Here is a 19,770-nt window from a genome sequence, read left to right on the forward strand (position 1 = left end):
TGCTAGCCACTAACACAATAAATTAACATAACGGTTTTTCACTTTAATTACGACACCTTTGCCACGATTCAAATGTAAAAACCGAATCAAGCATTGGACACAAGTAATCAATAGCGAAACGCTAAAGCTGCATTCGTGACTGGATATTAATCAAACTGATAATCAAGCGCTCCTGCTAAGGTTAGCAATACTTTGCCTTGGTCCAACCATCTTCAATGACCATTGTTAGAAAGAGTATTCAAACCCTGCTGGTATTGGGCTAGCTGTACGAATAACCATATAAACTATGCTGTAAATTGATGATGAATATGGCTCATGTTCGAAGTGAAATTAAACCGTTTTTGTTCATGTTCCGAACCCCGTATAACTGACTCAGCGCTAACGCTCTAAGCTCTCATAAATAGAGAGATAAAGAATAGACAAGCTTACCGTCGATTGTTAACTAGGCCATCGGGCACCAGCCAAACAAGACCGTAAGACAACTCACTGACCAATTCTGAACATGAAAAAGCCAGAGCATAAAAAATGTCTAAAAGCGCAAAGCATAAACTCAGGTTTGAAATCATAGAATGGATACTAGAAAGCCATGAATAATAATTTTACATTTTCAATTAACAGCATTTCTCTTGATGAGAATTACCATCCATCTGATAAAACTCGTATCACCACTAACTTTGCTAACTTAGCCAGAGGCAGTTATCGCCAGGCCAATTTACGCAATGCGTTGAAAATGATTGATAATAGTTTTAATGCTTTAGCAAATTGGGATAACCCAAAAGGCGATCGCTATACTGTCGAACTTGACATTATTTCGGTCAATATGGATATTGCAGGCAGTGGCCAAACTTTTCCTTCAATTGAAATATTGAAAACTAATATTATCGACAGAAAAACCAACAAGCACATTGAAGGCATAGTCGGCAATAACTTTTCCTCTTATGTACGCGATTATGATTTTAGCGTATTACTGCCAGATCATAATAAAGACCAGCCCCAATTTAGCATTCCAGATAACTTTGGCGAACTGCATGGCAAACTGTTTAAGTATTTTGTTAATTCAGATACCTATAAGCAGCACTTTACAAAGCCACCGGTTATTTGTCTCAGTGTTTCCGATAACAAAACTTATCATCGTACTGAAAATCAGCACCCAGTATTAGGGGTTGAATATCTGCCAAATGAATCGTCGTTAACTGAACAATATTTCCAAAAAATGGGCTTACAGGTTCGTTATTTTATGCCGCCAAATAGCGTCGCGCCGTTAGCTTTTTACTTCTTTGGTGATTTACTCAATGATTACACTCATTTAGAGCTGATAAGCACCATCAGCACAATGGGCACTTTTCAAAAAATCTATCGACCTGAGATTTATAATGCCAATGCCGTTGCGGGTAAATGCTATCAACCCAATTTGAAAAACCTGGATCACTCACTGACTCAAATTGTTTACGATCGCGCCGAACGTAGCCAACTCGCGGCTGAACAAGGAAAATTTGCTGCGGAGCATTTTATCAAACCGTATCAAGCGGTACTTGAACAATGGTCAGCTAATTATGCGTAATTAATATATTTATCAGCACGGTTTATCCGCTTAGCTTAATCGTTACGTTAGTCAAAATTTACGGTGTCAATATAATGAAAACATTAAAAAAACCAATACTATTACCCACTTCAACTGCAGGCAGTTTGCCTAAACCTTTATGGCTTGCAGAGCCTGAAACACTGTGGTCACCTTGGAAGTTACAAGGTGATGAGTTAGTTGTCGGCAAACAAGACGCACTGCGTTTGTCGTTACACGATCAACAGCAAGCAGGGATTGATATTGTTAGTGATGGCGAGCAAACACGCCAACATTTTGTCACCACCTTTATTGAACACCTCAACGGCGTTGATTTTCAAAAACGTAAAACCGTTAAAATTCGTGACCGCTATGATGCCAGCGTCCCCACCGTTGTTGGCCCAGTGAGTCGGCAAAAGTCGGTTTTTGTTGAAGACGCTAAATTTTTACGCCAGCAAACCACTCAACCAATAAAATGGGCGCTACCTGGCCCGATGACCATGATAGATACGCTTTATGATGATCATTATAAAAGTCGCGAAAAACTTGCTTGGGAATTTGCCATCATACTCAATCAAGAAGCCAAAGAATTAGAAGCAGCGGGAGTTGATATTATTCAATTTGACGAACCTGCATTTAACGTGTTTTTTGATGAGGTAAATGATTGGGGCATCAAGTGTTTAGAAAGAGCCATTGAAGGGCTTAAATGCGAAACCGCGGTGCATATTTGTTACGGTTATGGCATCAAAGCCAATACCGACTGGAAAAAAACCTTAGGTTCTGAGTGGCGTCAATATGAACAAGCATTTCCTAAACTGCAACAATCGAGTATCGATATTATCTCGCTTGAATGTCATAACTCCCATGTGCCAATGGAGCTACTTGAACTTATTCGCGGTAAAAAAGTCATGGTCGGCGCAATTGATGTCGCCAGCAACACCATAGAAACACCAGAAGAAGTGGCTGACACCCTGCGAAAAGCGCTGCAGTTTGTCGATGCCGACAAGCTCTACCCTTGCACCAACTGTGGTATGGCACCCTTGTCTCATCAAGTGGCAAGGGCCAAACTTAATGCATTAAATGCAGGCGCAGCGATCGTTAGACAAGAGCTTTTGGCTAAAAGTAGTTAGGCGAGTTATTCTAATATAATCTAAAACGACAACAATTTGTTTTTCAGCCAACAATAACCGTGTCGGTGATGGCCTCATTGGCGTAACCGACACTGTTGGTGCTAAAAATAAATCGTCTAAGATATAGGTTTACTTTTTTCACTATTATTTTAGCTCACTAGGTATGTCACATATTAATTTACTATAACCTCTCAATTTGTATTATTCACTTCGGGATTTTTCGAATTAACTGGTAGTAAAACGGTAAACTGAGTGGAGAATTTATTATCACCGTTTTGTTCAGAATTAAGCATTATTTGACCCTCCAAAAGTTTTGTTACCCATTGATTCACCATATATAAACCTAGTCCAATATTACCTTTCCCTCTTCCGCTTGTAACAAAGGGATCGAATAGATTATTTTGCAAAGTTGAAGGGATACCTGATCCGTTGTCAGACACTAAAATAGATATTTGACTTTCACTAAGCCTACGCGCTTTTATTTCGATGATACCTGGCTGTCCTGGAGCAAAACCATGTTTCAAACTATTAATAATAAAATTCTCTAGTACTTGGGAAATAATACCTGGACGAGTTAACAATGCTAAGTTGGCCTCAATATCTTCAACAAGAACAACTTTACTCTTAATAAATAAAGGTTGTAAGCTAACAATCAAGTCACTGACCACTTCATCCAACAAGCATTCTATATAGTCTTCATTCACGCGATCAATTGCTAAGCGTTTAAAGTGTTTTAAATGATTAACGGCTTTATCTAAATTAACTATTGCTAGGTGCAGACTGCTGTGAATTAACTCAACTGCGGCGCTAAACTGGCTTTTAGATAAGCCCTCTAACATAGATTTTTTCAACTTTTCATTAGCATTATCGGCACTAGATACGCAGATAATCGCACCGCCAATTGGTGTGTTAAGTTCATGAGCGACACCAGCAACCATTAACCCTAAAGATGATAACTTGTTGGCCTCAACCAACTCGTCCTGTAAGAGTTGTTGTCTAACAATATTTTTTGTTAAAGAATCATTAACGCGTTCTAATTCTTGCTGCTCGTTTTGTAGTTTCAATGAAAGTGCAATTAGCTTGCATTGATAACAAAACTCACGCCAAATGATGAAGAAACCACATACCGCTAAACTCAAAAATATGACTAATACAAAAAATAAGTACTGAGTCCTCGCACCTGACAAAAAGTTTGGATTACTGGTCGCATACAATAATAATTCGCTAGTATTAGCACCTGTTTCCGCACCTAGAAATATTGCTAAAGGAATAAAGCTACTAAGTACGTTGTCAAGAATGTAATCACCGCCTGTGGAATGTTCATTTTGATAGTGCCAAAACTCTGGTGACTCAGTTTTTAAATTTAACCTTGGCTGATCTAGCATAAAGCCCCACTCCTTATCGGGGTGTGGGTGTAGCAACCAATATCCTTCACGATTGATAATAGATATTTTAGCTTCCGGGATATTATGATCTCGGATGGTTGCCAGCAAATTATCTAATCTATAATTGATTATGAGCAATCCAGAGAATAGATGTGTATCTGATGATGTTTTGATTGTTCCTCTTATAACAGGTTCAAATGGTTTAATTACTTCACCGCGTTCAACATTCAGGTCAATAGGTGAAACATACATATTTGGCGCAGCGACTTGCATTCCTTGCTTAAAATAATAACGTGCCTGTTTGTTTTGTAGACTTGTTACTTGCGGCACCACAACTTCGCCGGCAACAAACTCGACTCTTACAACTTCCTGTCCATTGTGATCAAGCCAACGAATTTGTGAGATTTTAGACGAGCTTTTACCAAATTTAATAAAATAGTTCTGAACTTTTTGTTTTGATTGAAGTGTTAATCCTTGAGTCTGGCGACTTTGATCGTTTTTTGGAAAAAGAGCTTGGCTACTTGCCAGTAGAGTCAGTAAATCGCCTAAGCCGCTCAGCTCACGACTAAATAGGTTTGTTGCAATAAATAGCTTCTGACTTTGAATGTTTTTTAGCTCCTCCACTTTATTCTTATAAAGAAGTTGATAGGTCAACCATGCAAGTATTATTGAAAAAACCAGCACCAGTACAGACTTCAACAATAAACGGCGCTTTGGTATAGTTAGATTGGCGGTAAATAAAGACATAAATACAGTGCCTATTACTTGCGATATGCTGCTAGCCATTGGATCAAGTCTTGGATAGCTAATGGCTTAGAGAATAAATAACCCTGAGCAATATCACAACCTGCATTCTTAAGCCACATCTTTTGATATTCTGTTTCAATCCCCTCTGCCACTATGCTGAAATTGAATTTTTTTCCTAATTTCAAAATCATATTGATAACATGCTCACTGTTTTCATCTACTTCAAGCTGACTAACAAAGCTTCGATCAATTTTGATCGAATGGGCGGTAATGTGTGAAATATGTGCAAGTGATGAATAACCCGTTCCAAAGTCATCAATACTTATTTTTATGCCCAAAACCACAAAGCGTTGCAGAGATTCTTGAATGCGGTCGTAATCTGCAATTGCCTGAGACTCTGTCACCTCTAGCTCTAGTAACTCCGAAGGCAAGCCATAGCGAGTGATACAATTTGAGATAAAGTTAAAATAATCTGGGTGTAGTAAGTCAAAAGAAGAAGCATTAAAAGCGATGGGAACTCGGTAACCCATATCAACTAAGGTATTTAATGCTTCCATGGTTTTTTCAAATATCAGGCAGTCAAGTTTGATAATTAGTCCAGCGGCTTCCGCTATAGGTATAAACTCATCTGGTGGCACAAAACTACCGTCATCACGTTGCCATCTGGCTAAAGACTCAAAACCTACAATCTCTCCAGAGAATAAGCAGACTTTAGGCTGCAGCATGACACTCAACTTACGTTCACGAATGCTAGCACGTAATTCTCCCATTAAGCCGTAACGACGATTAATTAAGTCTGTTTCGTGTTGTGAGTGTTGGATATAGGCGATATTGTTTAAAGATGCTTGTTTAAGTTCTGATTCAGCCATACTGATTATTTTGATAGCTGAACTTTGATCAAGAGTATCAAGCGGCATATCGAGTAAAGTAAATGAAGATATATGTGCTACGCCGTCAACTTCAATTTCATTACAAGTCAGCTTATGAATTAACTCTGGAGTCAATTCAAAATTAATATCTAATAAAATAGAGAATTGTTTATGCCCCGATAAAGTGACTCGTGTGCTAATTGGTAAAATCTCATGTAAAACTTTATGCACATAAATCAATACACTCTGTGTAAATTCATAACCAAAAGTGAATTTCATTTCATCATAATACTTCACTTCTAGCATGATTAAGCGAGTTTTTTTCCATTCTAAAGAGCTCATATTCTGAATTTCTTTTTTTAACCAGTTACGATTAGGAATATTCAGATCACTATGGGTATAGGCAAGTTCAGTCACACGGTTAAGTAAAGCTATATTAGTAAAACCACTACTGATATTTTCACTAAATACTTTAAGTAAATTGATATGTGCATCTGTTAGAGGTTTAGATGAGCTTACTACAATCAAGTAGCATTTCTCATTTACATCTTTAGTTTCAAAGTAAAGCACTGAACGTAGTCTTGTAATAACATGACGTTTTTGATTAAGTGCCTGTTGTAAATCTGCATAAATTTCATTGAGATGCTCATCTGAAATTGTCAGCCCTTTCAGTTTTTCAAAACATCCCGTCGCGGTTACGACATGAGCATCCTTAATTAAGTTCAGGTTATTGCCCATACAAATCAAACCACCTTCGTTAGCACCAATAATATTGGCGATTTCAGCTAATACGGTTCGGGTAAAGGTGGATAGTTCATAACGGTTGCTTATACTTCTCGCGGCGTCGAGCACTATTTGCAGACTTTGACTGGCTTCGGCAAGCTCTGATATATAATTCCAGGTTCGAAAGTTACTGGAAACGATTGAGTGCAATTTATCTAGCTTTAAGTCAGCTTTATTCCAATACTCGTCTATATCTAAGGCATACATAACGTCTTTTTCAGGAGCAAATCCAGGTTGACCCGTTACAAGAACAATTCTAACTAAGGCGTTTCCAAGATCTTCTCGAATGGTACTGATTAAACGAAGGCCGGCATCGTCTTCCTCCATCACGACATCCAATAAAATCAGACCTATATCTGAATGAGTGTTTAGAATCGTTGACGCTTCAAAAGCTGAATTAGCCGTAAGTATTTGGAGTCTGGTGCGATTAGGTAAAATCAATGATTCTAAACTAGAAACAAGGGCTCTTTGGTAATCTAAATCATCTTCGACACTTAATATCTTCCATGTTTTATTAAGTTGTTCGATTTGTTCTTGATTGCAATCCGATTCTGCTAAAAAAATATATGATTCAGTTGACCGGCCCATCATAACCTCCTGTTATATAGAGATGTAACCATTTTTAATATTATTTTTAGCCCCAAATCAGTGATTTGTCAATTTTTATAGCTTACAAAACGATCACGAACCAAATGCTATTACATATAACCGACTCTAAATAGCAACCTCTTGCCTAAGCTAGCTTTAAAATACCTTGAAACTCTTACTTAAACGACCAATAGCATTTACTAAATATATTATGTTTCCATCATGCTTCAATGAAGGGTTAATTCATTTTGAATAAAAACGGGATTGGTATTTAAAACCAATCCCGTTTTTCACTTACTGAAACTTCAGCTTAGCTTTTACCTTTATTTACCCAGTGTAGGGGTGCGTGGTGGGATCATTCGTTTATTGCCTGTTGCCTCAAATGCACTGGCAAAACTTAACAAGTTGTTGTCGTCATAGGCACGGCCAGCGAACGTTAACCCGACTGGCATACCAATATCGGCCATTACGCCCATAGGCACAGTTACCGTTGGTACACCTAAGTGACGAATAGCCAGATTACCGTTAGCAACCCAAACGCCGTTACTCCAAGCTATGTCGGCAGACGCTGGATTGACGTGCGCATCAGCGGGGCCAACATCAGCCACGGTTGGGAACAACACGGCATCGAGTTTTAGCTCATCCATCCAGTCTTCTAGATCCAACTTGCGGGTTTTCTCTAAGCCGCGCAAACCATCGGGAATACTGTCGATTTGGTTATACGACTTAAGCCCTCTTTTGGCCATGTTGACGTATTCATCCATGCCTGCAGCTAAATCACCTTCACGATTTGGCAAGGTGCCTAAGTCGTGTGGGAAAATCAAATGACCATTAACATCAGCCAGCTTGTTCAGTTTAGGATCATTATTAGCACGCAAGAATTCATCTAAAGCCCAACCTGATAACTCCCACAGCTCGTCTTCAAGAAACTCTGGCGTGACAATACCGCGATTGTACACAGTCGGTGCACCTGGGCGATCACCCTCACAATTTGACACCAGCGGAAAATCAACTTCAATAACTTCTGCTCCAGCAGATTCCAGTGCTGTGCGCGCCGCTTCCCATAAGTCGATAACTGTCGCACGGGTATTGATACGCTGACCGGTTGGTCCGCCAATACCTGGGTTTTCGCTCGTACCAGCCAGTTCATCTTTATTGATGTACATACGCGGTACGCCGAAACGTTTGCCTTTAAGCGAGTCGGCTTGAGCCGCTAAATCCAAATAAGATTGTGGACGCACGCTTGATGCTTTTGGGATTTCAACCCAGGGTTGCAGGCGCCATAAATCACCACGGGTAATTGGGTCATCGGCAACGATAACATCAAGCACTTCTAACATGTCTGCCATAGTACGAGTGTAAGGCACGACCACATCCATGGTCGGTGTTAACGGCCAGTTGCCACGTACAGAAATCACCCCTCGTGACGGAGTATAGGCACACAGACCATTATTTGATGCTGGGCCTCGACCACTTGACCATGTCTCTTCGGCCAATCCAAAGGCTGAATAACTTGCCGCGGTACCAGTACCTGCGCCATTAGACGAACCCGAAGCAAAAGGTGCGGTAAGATAGTTTGCGTTGTATGGACTTTCTGCACGACCATAATGACCACGCTGCATACCACCATTAGCCATAGGCGGCATGTTGGTTTTGCCTATGCAGATAGCACCCGCTTTACGTAACTGCTCAACAGCAAATGCATCATATTGGGCCACCAAATCTTTAAAGGCTGGGCTGCCCGAAGCCGCCGTTAGCCCTTTAACAAGGTAACTATCTTTGGTTGTGTAAGGAATACCATCAAGTGGGCTAAGTGTTTCACCACTAGCTCGGCGCGCATCAGAAGCCTCGGCTTCTTTTAGCGCATCTTGATTACGCACCACCAATGCATTTAACTTGGTTTGTGTCGCTGGGCCGTCATAAGCATCAACTCGAGCTAGATAAGACTTCACCAGTTCAACCGCTGTAGTACGGCCTGATTCGAGTGCAGCACGCAACTCGGAAATAGAAATTTCAGTGACTTCGAACATGTGTTACGACCTCTTATTGAAAGCCAATTGCGTTGCAACAACAGTGACACAAATGGTCACTGTGTTCGTCATGGTTTTACTTACTGTCCTGAAGGGATTTGTTGGGTAATACAGTGGATGTTACCGCCACCTAATAATATTTCACGCGCAGGCACACCCACAATTTCATACTCAGGAAAAATTTCCTGCAGTTTTTGTGCGGCAATATCATCGGTTGTCGGGTCAAGTAACGGGAAAACAATGCGATTGTTGGTGATTAAAAAGTTTACATAAGAACCCGCTAAACGCTCACCCGCCGTGCGTGGTACACCGGTCCCCACCTCTACACCTTGCGCTTCTTCTTCGGTGCAATACAAAGGGCCTGGTTGTGGCATTAAATGGATTTTTAACTTACGACCTTTTGCGTCTACCGCATTTTGTAACACATCTAAGGCCGCTTTTGAGCGAGGATACTGCGGATCATTTTGATCATCAGTCCAATGTAAAATCACTTCACCAGGGCGAGCAAAACAGCACATATTATCAATGTGTCCGTCGGTTTCATCCATGTACACGCCTTCTTCCAACCAAATAAACTGCTGCACATTTAAATAATCAGACAGTAATGCTTCTATCTGTGCACGAGTCAAATCAGGGTTACGGTTACTGTTAAGTAAACACTCAGCACTGGTCATGCAAGTGCCTTCACCATCGACATGAATTGAACCACCTTCAAGAATAAGCGGCGCGCGATACCCCTCTAAACCATGTTGCGCGTTCATCTGTTGCGCCACTTGCTCGTCTTTATCCCATGGAGAGTACAAACCACCGTTATGACCGCCCCAGGCATTAAAACCCCAGTCGATACCACGGCATTCGCCCTTGGCATTTACCACGACTGTTGGGCCTGTATCACGAGCCCAGCAATCATTACTATCAATTTCAACCAAAGTAACGTGGGAAGGCATAACCGTTTTGGCCTGTACCAAAAATGCTTTAGGTACCCCCATATAAACAGGTGTAGCTGCACCTATGGCATCAGCCACCTTGGCAAACGTTGCCTGAGCATAAGCCCCTGCAGAGCGCCAGTTGTCCGGACGATATGGCCAAAGCATCCACACAGCTTGCTGCGCCGCCCATTCTGCGGGCATATGAAAACCATCTTCAGATGGCTTAGTGGTTAACTGTGTGGCATCCATATTCGCGTTTGTCATTAATTTTGTCTCCAGAAATGCTGAAAAAACATAAAAGTGTGCGCCCTAACATAGGACGACAGAAAAAATACAGTTCATACCATTCAAATAAAAATCGATTTATCGCATTTATCACGTGGATAGTTAGGCCGACTTGACCAAGTCTTCACTAGATGAGTATTAGCTTGGTTGCAATATATTGGCATATCATATCATTTAAGACGGTTTACGCTAAAGACTTGTATGTCTACCAGTTACCTAAATATAACCGTTTTTGAGTGTATCTACTGCAGCAAGATTAAGACTAATGGTCAAGAATATAACCAGAGGTAATCTTAATATTAAGGTTATTTGCCCTTCAATGTAGCTAATGACGTCATCAAATAAATGCATTTTTGGTGACAAATGTCACTGGTTAAAGCAATTGAATACAATCAATATATGAATATAAATAACAAGATCAATTAGGAAATATTATGAATACAGGTAGTTTAGCGTTACTTATCCCTATTTTAGCCATTTTAGGCAGCTTTATTGTCAGTATAATGAAACTCAGAGAGCGCCAAATACGCGCAGCCAGTGAACATGACAGCCATAATAACTCATTACTGAAGGAAGTAAGCGCACTGCGGGATCGTGTTGAAGTTTTAGAGCGGCTTGTCACAGACGATTCATATGGCTTAACACAAAAAATCAACAACGCTTAACTTATATTGGCGCAACAACTGCCTGTGTTTGTTATTGCGCCCTGTTGAATATTTAACCGTTATCGTTTTTAAGCTTAACCTTTTGGTAAGCCCCATGGATTTAACGGTAACGGCTTATTCGCATTACTTGACGATTCAGTACTTGAAACCGATGAAGACTGAGATGTCACACTATTATTATTGCGACTAGGTTCGCTACTGAAGTTAGGTGCTGAACGCCCTCTTGCCGACTCTTTACCTTTATTTAAAGCTAAGCTTACTTGAGGTGCTTTATCTTTATTGGCTTGATGACGCGCTTGAGGAACAAAGTTCAATACTGAAATAGGGATAGGTCTTTTCGGTTCAAAACCTGCTATGACTCTACGTTCAATTAGCTCACCCAAACGGCTTTCAATCATACACAGGTTCTTAAAGTCATCGTTCGATACTAACGAAATCGCTAAGCCACTTGCACCTGCTCGGCCTGTTCGGCCAATACGGTGAATATAATCGTCAGCAGGAAAAGGTAGGTCGTAGTTAACAACAACGGGCAAATCATCAATATCAATACCACGCGCTGCGACACCCGTAGCGACAAGATATTGAATATTGCCCTGTTTAAAATCAGCAAGCAGTTGTTCGCGCACAACCTGACTGCGTCCACCGTGAATACATTCAGCAATAATGTCACGTTTAGCAAGTTGACTCACAAGCTTTGCAGCACCTTGCTTAGTCTCAATAAAGATTAAGGCTTGTGGCCATTGCTGTTCTTGTATCAAATGGCTTAACAGTGCTGACTTTTTATCTTTATCAACTGTAGTCAACCATTGCTCAATTTTTGGCTTAGTGGCGACTTGCTTATTCAGAGTTATTTCAACTGCATTACGTACCGCAGTTTTGGCTAGCACTCTAACTTGATTTGACAGTGTGGCTGAAAATAATAAGTTTTGTCTGTCTTCAGGCAGCTTTGCCAAAATCTTATTAATGTCTTCAATAAAGCCCATATCAAGCATACGATCAGCTTCATCAAGCACTAACACTTCTAGCTCATCAAAATGTAATGCGCGTTGAGTATACAAGTCTAATAAACGACCTGGCGTTGCCACCACAATATCGACACCATCAAGCAATGCCGCTTTTTGCTCTTTACTGTCAATGCCACCATACATAGCCATAGCACGCAGCGACAAACCTTGCGCGTAACCTTCAATATTTTGATGCACTTGGGATACTAGTTCACGGGTGGGCGCTAATATCAGCGCACGCATTCTTTTTTTACGACCCGTTTCGCCTTTGGCTAATTTATCTAAAATGGGCAATACAAAACTGGCCGTTTTACCCGTACCGGTTTGTGCCGCCGCTATAACATTTTTACCATTAAGGATTTCAGGGATCGCTTTTTGTTGAATAGCGGTCGGTGTCTCATAACCTAACTTTGCTAGGTTAGCGACGATGCTGGGGTGTAACCCAAGAGATAAAAATGTCATAGAAAAGTGCTCGAACAAGGTGATTGGCAAGAATTGAAGTCATTATAAACAAAAAAGACGCCCAAGAACGCCTTTCTTTTAGAATATGGCGAAAGAGGCTATCGACGGATGCATTTCAACACTTAGAATGGCTAGGAAAACTGGTAAAAAATTGAAAATGATGATCTATAGGGCCGGTTGATCTTTCAAGGTTGTTTTGGCAGCGAATTGTTCGACCAGCAAAGATCAGTAGACCCTAGTGGTACAAAGATATTTTCCGTATATGTATTATTGAGTAATCACAATCATTTACCTTGATTATCAAATAATATATATTGAACCATTATTTGATAATCAAACTATTAACCATGAAAACGATTGCTGAAAAATATATCCATCAACATAACTTCGCATCTGTTAATGAACAAAATGTAAGACGAACATGGTATGTACTTATCATCACAGTCATCACCATGGTCATCGAAGTTATAGCCGGCACTGTTTATGGTTCTATGGCCTTACTCGCTGATGGCTGGCACATGGGAACTCATGCCGCAGCCTTTTGCATCACACTGTTCACCTATAGCTATGCCAAAAAGCATGCGAGTAGTAACAAGTTCTCTTTCGGTGTGGGCAAAGTTGGCGTGCTCGGCGGCTATACCAGTGCAATAGCATTAGGTATTGTCGCTATCATAATGCTAGCTGAATCTTTACATCGTCTACTATCACCTATTGAAATCCAATTTAATCAATCCATTCTTGTTGCTATCGTCGGACTCATCGTCAATATCGCCAGTATGTTTATATTGGGTCATGAACATCACGGCCATGACCACAGTGACCACCATAGTCATGAACATGAGCATAAACATGAGCATGAACATGAGCATGAGCATGAACACCATGATCATCATAGTGGTCACGATCATAATCTCAAGGCTGCTTACTTCCATGTACTTGCTGACGCATTAACCTCGGTGTTAGCCATTTGTGCACTTCTAGTCGGAAAATTCCTTGGATGGTATTGGTTAGATCCCATTATGGGCGTCGTTGGTGCGGTGATTATAACTAAATGGGCATTGGGTCTTATGAAGCAGACAAGCCCAATTCTTTTAGATGAAAACATCGACAAAGAATATCAACTAGACATCATTAACACGATTAATGATGAGCACACTAAAGTTACTGATATCCATATCTGGAAAATTAGCGCTGATCATTATTCTGCTTCAATAGCATTGTGCACAACAACAGATACCAGTGTTGAAACATTTAAACACTCTTTGAATAAGTTTGATAAGCTAAGCCACTTAACCCTCGAAGTGAATTACTGCTAAGGCCTTTTATGCATTCTTTGAATAACTTAATTATCGAGTTTTACGACAAACTGTCTTCTTGGGAGCAGTCTGTCGTTAAAGATACCAGGTATTCACTAGCGCAAGTACACACTATAGAGGTGTTAGGCTCTCATGGACCGATGAGAATGAAGGAGTTAGCAGATAGACTTGGAATTACTACAGGTACGTTAACTGTTCAGGTAGAGAAGCTGGTAAAATTTGGATTAATTACCCGCTCTCCACACGAAGACGACAGGCGCTCAATACTCGTTGGACTAACAACTGAAGGGATTGAGCTTCATACACACCATAATCGTATGCATATCCAACTGACTGAGGACATTACGCGTAACTTAGATGAAAGCTCAATTGAGGTGCTAACAGAATGTTTCGCCAAAATGAACCGGGAGTTCTAATTGCAGAGTGGAATTGACACAGAATTTGATACCAGGCCGAATTGCTTTACACACAGCCCCATATATCTCTAGATAGTATGAGTCTGTGTGATTATATTGAGAATATCCACAAGGTCACGCTATTAAATAGAGATATCGCGACCTGCAGGTTTAGATAGTTACGACCAATGCACGTGGGTTATTTTCCAACTGCCATCGCCTTGTTTGGTTAATACCAGGGTTTCCATGTTGATTGAGTCGACAACTTTGCCCTTATACTCTCCTTGAGAGTGGCTAATTGCTGTAGAAATAGCAATATCACCGGTTATGCTTACTTGATGCTCTTTTAGGGTAACGGTTAACCCTTTAAGGTATGCCATATCAGCATGTAAGTGATGGCTGGCATACTCAACCAATGAACGTTCCACTTTACCACCTTCATAAATTTGCACATTTTCAGCGAGTGATAACCTAACAATGGTTTCATTTCCGGTTTGTAAGGCATTATGAAACTGCTTAACAAGCTGGCCTGCAGCGGAATCTACGCCGATAAACTGAGCCTTTTCGACGACATGGGTTTCATCTCCATGGGCCAAACTTAAGCCACTGTACCCTGCTGATATCAGTAACATCGCGCCCGTTAGTATTACAGCTACCTGTCTATTTTTCATTATTCTTCCTTTACTTTTCATTATTACCCCTTAGTTCTATTTATCGATTAGTTCTATTTATCGATTACCCGAGACTAATAGGGCCTAACACACTAGAGAGTACTGCAGTTGTCGCTAATATAAATATGCCAACTAGCGCCTCTAACCCTATCGATTTTTGTAATGCTTTTTTAGCGTGCGATGTGGTCGCAATCGTTAACTTAGGCACTAAAACCCATTTATGCCATGCCGCTATAAGCAAAATGATAACCACCAAACTTAGCTTGATGGTGACCGCTATACCATAATTGGTACTGAGTAATTCAGTGGGACTATCAAACAACATCCACACCATTCCCATGCCTGAAAGCAACACTAGAATGACAATCACTATGCCTAAACGACCAAATGTATCCATGACATTTTTTATGACGCGGTTATCATAGACGTTGTCATTACTGTGGTCATCGGTGCTGCATAATTTCCATAATGGATAAAAAGCGCCTATCCAACTACCAATGATCAACACGTGTATCAGTATTAAGCCTTGAGCAAGTAATCCAACTTCAGTGCTGTGGCCAATAAAAGTAAACGTGACAGCCATTAACAGACAGCTGAGAATCGCTAATACCGCAGAAAACGTTTTGATATAGCGGTTCTTATGTAACCGTAAACCACTGGCCACTAGCATTAAACCAAAACCGATTAAGCGCCAAAGTACCGTTTGCCCTACCTGGGTTGGCCAAAGAAACGCATGCATCTGCGCATCAAATATTCCCATCAAGCCGCTTTCAGCAAAAGCGCCTACTTGAGCAAAATAATTGACACTCACGGCAATCAAGCCCAAAACGGCACCTAGGCCGGTATATTTTGCAACGCTAATGCTGAGATTACGTTGACCCTTAATGAGATATTGCATCAATGTGCCGCCAATAACGGCGGCAACACTCAGATAAATAACCCATTTAGATATCAACACCGATATTTCAAATACGGTTAATATCATGTTTACTCATCCATTTATTGGTGTGCAGTGTGCTCGCTAATCTCATGCTCCATTTTCATAGGCGGTGCACTGCGAGAGTTCATGCCAGAGTCGTGAAGCATAAAGCTAAAGTTGCCTTTCATCTTATGACCGTCGTCACCCATGATCATCCAGTTAACCGTGTAATTAGCTGCGCTTAATGATGGTAGGGCGAATGAAAATGCTGCTTGGCTGCTCGTGCTTGCCGGTAATGTTAGCGGTACGCTTTGCTGCTTGTCATCTTGCATTGTTAATTTGACCAAACGCACCGGAGCCGTAAAGGTCAGTTCAAGTGTTGTTGGGGCTTGACTTAGCATAGCGCCGTTAGCGGGCATTGAACTGCCCAGTCCGACATGAGCAAATGCTGAAGCACTCAGCAATAGACTTGCTACGACTAAAACGTTGTTAAATAATTTCATGATATTTCCTTTTATATTGTTTATAACGAACGAAAACGGTTCACATAAATGATTAAATATTGGCTTAGCTAACCTCTTGGCGCCAAGCCTTCAACTAAGTGTACGAACGAGGTCTTAGAACCACGCGCTAAAACCAATGACAAACTGGGTTTCTTGTGTTTCTTCCCCTTCACTTCGGGCATAATCGGCGGTATTACCCAGTTTCTGACGCCAATCGACACCGATATAGGGCGCGAACTCTCGAACAATCTCGTATCTCAATCTCAGCCCTGCACTGACGTCTGATATGCCAGAGCCAATTCCAAGTTCTGCATCGTCCTTACCAAATAAATTAACTTCTACTTCAGGTGTTAATATCCACTTTTGAGTGATTAACAGTTCATATTCCGCACTTAAACGCATGGCCGTACGGCCTTGTTCACCTATGAATAAGGCCGCGTCAATATCAAAGAAATATGGCGCTAACCCTTGAACCCCAATAACAGCCCAATTACGGGTCGGCGTCGGTTTGATATCGGTTTTAATACCGAATTGTACATCCCAGTATGGTGCGATGGGCTTACTGTAAAGAGTCTGTATTTCAAGGTCTTGCTTATCACTATTTGCATATTCACCTTCGGTTTTAAGCCACAACTTGTGCAAATCGTAACCGAGCCAGGCTTGTGCACTAAATTGGGTGGGATCGTGCGATTCCACGCCTTTTTCAAATTGATCCAGCATGACTTTTGTTAATAGAGGGTCATCATTACCGCCGGCAAACACCGCTGAGCTGGTCAATGTGGCGCCTAGGCTCAACAGCCCCAAGGCCATTAAATTCGTTTTATTCATTTGTATTGCCCTTATTTCACCACGACTTTTCTGAACATGCCTGGCATGTGGAATAACAAGTGGCAATGATATGCCCATTGCCCTTTTGCATCGGCTGTGACCAAATAACTGATCTTAGAACCTGGCTGAACTAATACCGTGTGCTTACGTGGAATAAAATCAGGGTCGCCTGTCTCTAACTCACTCCACATACCATGCAAATGCATAGGGTGAGTCATCATAGTGTCGTTCACTAAGGTGATCCGCAGTCTTTCACCGTATTCAAACTCTAATGGCGCGGCGTCCATAAATTTCACCCCATTCACAGACCACATATATCGGTTCATATTGCCGGTTAAATGCAGTTGAATTTCGCGGCTAGGTTGGCGCGTGTCGTAAGTAGGATGTAAGCCTTTAATATCGCCATAGGTTAATACTTTACGGTTGAATTGCTGTTGATGGTCACGCAGCCCAATCCGGGATCGTGTAAGCCACTTTTTGGCGCATCGGCACGCATATCCACTTGTGGGCCGAACTCAGTTTCAATGTGTTTAATTTCATTGTTACTGCCAAAGCCTGCAAGCCCTAATCCTGATACTGTCGCTTTCGCAGCGCCCATCGCCATCTTGCTGTGATCCATACCTGACATATCACCGCCGCCCATGTCCATTTTGCTATGATCCATGCCTGACATGTCACCTGCGCCCATGTCCATCTTGCTATGATCCATACCTGACATATCACCGCCGCCCATGTCCATTTTGCTATGATCCATGCCTGACATATCACCGCCGCCCATGTCCATTTTGCTATGATCCATGCCTGACATATCACCAGCGCCCATGTCCATTTTGCTATGATCCATGCCTGACATATCACCAGCGCCCATGTCCATTTTGCTATGATCCATACCATTCATGTCCATGTCACTCATGTCCATGCCCATATCACTGTGGCCAAGCACTGGCCTAGGATCCATTGGCGGAATAGGCGCATGTAAATTGGCATCTGAGGTGAGATTACCTACCGTAAAGCCGGTGCGGTCAATACTCTGCGCGAAAATACAGTAGGCATTGTCAACCTCAGGCTCAATAACCACATCGTAGGTTTCGGCGACGCCTATTCGAAATTCATCCACCAAAACGGGTTGAATGTTCTGACCATCACTGGCAACAACACTCATCTTAAGGCCCGGTATGCGCACATCAAATATGGTCATAGCAGAACTATTTATAACGCGTAAGCGTACTTTCTCACCTTGTTTAAACAACCCTTGCCAGCCCTGTTGCGGAGGGTTGCCATTCATTAAATAGGTGTAAGTTGAGCCAGTCACATCAGAAATATCGCTGTCACTCATGCGCGCGTTGTTCCACATCGAACGGGCGTTCCAGGTATTGGCTAAGCCATCTTTATTCACGTCAGAGAAAAAATCCATTATCGTACGCTCACGATAATTATAGTAATCGGCTTGTTTCTTTAATTTCGCATAAATATTTTCAGGGGCTTCGTCAGACCAATCAGACAGCATGATCACATAATCACGGTCATATATGACCGGATCGGGGCTCGCAGGATCTATCACAATAGCGCCAAATAAACCGGTTTGTTCTTGATAACCTGAATGACTGTGATACCAATAAGTGCCACTTTGCTGGACGGTAAATTGATACTCAAATGTTTCACCGGGTTTTATGCCATCAAAGCTAAAGCCAGGCACACCGTCCATTTCGGTGGGTAAAATAATACCGTGCCAGTGAATAGAACTATCATGATCGAGATTATTTTTCACTCTTAAGGTGACTGTTTCACCTTCTTTCCAACGTAATAACGGCGCGGGCAGTAATTGGTTTACCACAGTGGCCCGAGCAGATTTTCCGGTAAAATTAACCATCTTATAGTCAATTGATAAGTCGAACACTTTGCCAGAAAGCTGGCTCAACGATTGGCTTAACGCATTAGCGAAGGCATTTTTAGGGAAAGGGATCGACATCAATGCCAACATGGCGGATGCACCAAACACAAACCGGCGTCGACTGTTATTGGGTTCACTGTTTGTCGTTTGAATCATGGGTTTTATCATATATTGAGATTTCATTGCACAGACTCCTCAAGCGAGTTTACTTGGGCGTAAACTTGGCTACTGCCATCTTTTTTCAACAGTATCACTTGGTACGGCATAAATTTATCTTGGTACTCCATACCAGGGCTGCCCACAGGCATAGCGGGTACGGTTAGGCCGATAGCATCTTTAGGGGGTGTTGCTAAAAAACGACTAATGAATTTTGCAGGGATATGCCCTTCAAACACATAACCTTGTGATGACACTGCGGTATGACAAGATTGCATTGAAGCAGGAATACCCTTTGATTGTTTAAACTTATAAAGGTTGTCAATATTGTGGACATTAACACTAAAGCCACGCTCACTAATATACGTTAGCCATTTCTCACAACAGCCACAATTGGCATCTTTATAAACAGTGAGTAATGGCGCTGCAGAGTCAGGTTCCGTTGCATGGGCAGGTAACATCCCTCCCATAATTTGCAGAATAAAAACAGTGCCTATAACACCAAAAAAACGAATAGCATTGCGATATAAATCAGACATAATATTGCCTCCAAATCAAATTTCGTCACATTAAACAACGCGGTTTAATGCCAGTTTATTAACCGAAAAAGTTAAAAAATTGAAACTACATGATTGGCTAGGACAGTTAGCAAAAAA

At 41.4% G+C, this 19,770-nt stretch carries 15 protein-coding genes and 1 pseudogene; 5 read left to right on the forward strand and 11 right to left on the reverse strand.

Annotated features, from left to right (window positions below):
- Positions 1-586 precede the first annotated feature (586 nt).
- Entirely contained in the window at positions 587-1,561 is a 975-nt protein-coding gene (locus L0B17_RS11875) for a DUF1852 domain-containing protein (protein ID WP_235085051.1), read from the forward strand.
- A 74-nt stretch (positions 1,562-1,635) separates the two neighbouring features.
- Positions 1,636-2,688: a methionine synthase gene (locus L0B17_RS11880; protein WP_235085053.1), complete on the forward strand. Its 1,053-nt coding sequence runs from the start codon at positions 1,636-1,638 to the stop codon at positions 2,686-2,688.
- A gap of 191 nt (positions 2,689-2,879) precedes the next feature.
- Here the strand turns inward: L0B17_RS11880 and L0B17_RS11885 are convergent, their stop codons facing one another.
- The 4 genes from L0B17_RS11885 to aguA form a co-directional block, all read right to left on the reverse strand.
- The gene (locus L0B17_RS11885; protein ID WP_235085054.1) at positions 2,880-4,820 is read right to left on the reverse strand and encodes a sensor histidine kinase; all 1,941 of its coding nucleotides are present in this window, start codon (positions 4,818-4,820) and stop codon (positions 2,880-2,882) included.
- A gap of 14 nt (positions 4,821-4,834) precedes the next feature.
- Positions 4,835-7,063, reverse strand: coding sequence for an EAL domain-containing response regulator (locus L0B17_RS11890; protein WP_235085055.1), 2,229 nt, complete (start codon positions 7,061-7,063; stop codon positions 4,835-4,837).
- 320 nt (positions 7,064-7,383) lie between these two features.
- Positions 7,384-9,090 (reverse strand): amidase, encoded by a 1,707-nt coding sequence (locus L0B17_RS11895; protein WP_235085057.1) that lies wholly within the window; start codon positions 9,088-9,090, stop codon positions 7,384-7,386.
- 80 nt (positions 9,091-9,170) lie between these two features.
- Positions 9,171-10,283 carry an agmatine deiminase gene (gene aguA, locus L0B17_RS11900; protein ID WP_235085059.1) on the reverse strand — a complete coding sequence of 371 codons (1,113 nt, stop codon included), beginning with the start codon at positions 10,281-10,283 and terminating at the stop codon, positions 9,171-9,173.
- A gap of 455 nt (positions 10,284-10,738) precedes the next feature.
- On the opposite strand from aguA, the gene L0B17_RS11905 reads away from it, so the two are divergent.
- On the forward strand, positions 10,739-10,969 hold the full coding sequence (locus L0B17_RS11905; RefSeq protein ID WP_235085061.1) for a hypothetical protein: 231 nt from the start codon (positions 10,739-10,741) through the stop codon (positions 10,967-10,969).
- Between the two features lie 74 nt (positions 10,970-11,043).
- On the opposite strand, the gene L0B17_RS11910 is transcribed toward L0B17_RS11905, so the two are convergent.
- The gene (locus L0B17_RS11910) at positions 11,044-12,435 is read right to left on the reverse strand and encodes a DEAD/DEAH box helicase (protein WP_235085063.1); all 1,392 of its coding nucleotides are present in this window, start codon (positions 12,433-12,435) and stop codon (positions 11,044-11,046) included.
- Positions 12,436-12,782: 347 nt separating this feature from the next.
- Here L0B17_RS11910 and dmeF point away from each other — a divergent pair, with 347 nt between their 5' ends.
- Positions 12,783-13,751, forward strand: coding sequence for a CDF family Co(II)/Ni(II) efflux transporter DmeF (dmeF, locus tag L0B17_RS11915; RefSeq protein WP_235089795.1), 969 nt, complete (start codon positions 12,783-12,785; stop codon positions 13,749-13,751).
- 146 nt (positions 13,752-13,897) lie between these two features.
- Complete coding sequence (locus L0B17_RS11920; RefSeq protein WP_443019891.1) at positions 13,898-14,167, forward strand: MarR family winged helix-turn-helix transcriptional regulator; 270 nt, start codon at positions 13,898-13,900, stop codon at positions 14,165-14,167.
- Positions 14,168-14,325: 158 nt separating this feature from the next.
- On the opposite strand, the gene L0B17_RS11925 is transcribed toward L0B17_RS11920, so the two are convergent.
- From L0B17_RS11925 to L0B17_RS11950, 6 genes and pseudogenes are all read right to left on the reverse strand, one after another.
- Positions 14,326-14,817, reverse strand: a complete 492-nt coding sequence (locus L0B17_RS11925; protein ID WP_235085066.1) for a YybH family protein — start codon at positions 14,815-14,817, stop codon at positions 14,326-14,328.
- A 64-nt stretch (positions 14,818-14,881) separates the two neighbouring features.
- Entirely contained in the window at positions 14,882-15,802 is a 921-nt protein-coding gene (locus tag L0B17_RS11930; RefSeq protein WP_235085068.1) for a copper resistance D family protein, read from the reverse strand.
- A gap of 14 nt (positions 15,803-15,816) precedes the next feature.
- Positions 15,817-16,239, reverse strand: coding sequence for a copper resistance CopC family protein (locus L0B17_RS11935; protein WP_235085070.1), 423 nt, complete (start codon positions 16,237-16,239; stop codon positions 15,817-15,819).
- A gap of 114 nt (positions 16,240-16,353) precedes the next feature.
- Positions 16,354-17,067: a copper resistance protein B gene (locus L0B17_RS11940; RefSeq protein WP_235085072.1), complete on the reverse strand. Its 714-nt coding sequence runs from the start codon at positions 17,065-17,067 to the stop codon at positions 16,354-16,356.
- Positions 17,068-17,078: 11 nt separating this feature from the next.
- Positions 17,079-19,141, reverse strand: a pseudogene (locus L0B17_RS11945) (copper resistance system multicopper oxidase).
- The gene (locus tag L0B17_RS11950) at positions 19,138-19,653 is read right to left on the reverse strand and encodes a DUF411 domain-containing protein (RefSeq protein WP_235085074.1); all 516 of its coding nucleotides are present in this window, start codon (positions 19,651-19,653) and stop codon (positions 19,138-19,140) included. The pseudogene L0B17_RS11945 and the gene L0B17_RS11950 overlap by 4 nt, the downstream one beginning before the upstream one ends.
- Between the last annotated feature and the right edge of the window lie 117 nt (positions 19,654-19,770).

The organism is Shewanella sp. OMA3-2 (assembly GCF_021513195.1).
Taxonomy (GTDB): Bacteria; Pseudomonadota; Gammaproteobacteria; order Enterobacterales; family Shewanellaceae; genus Shewanella.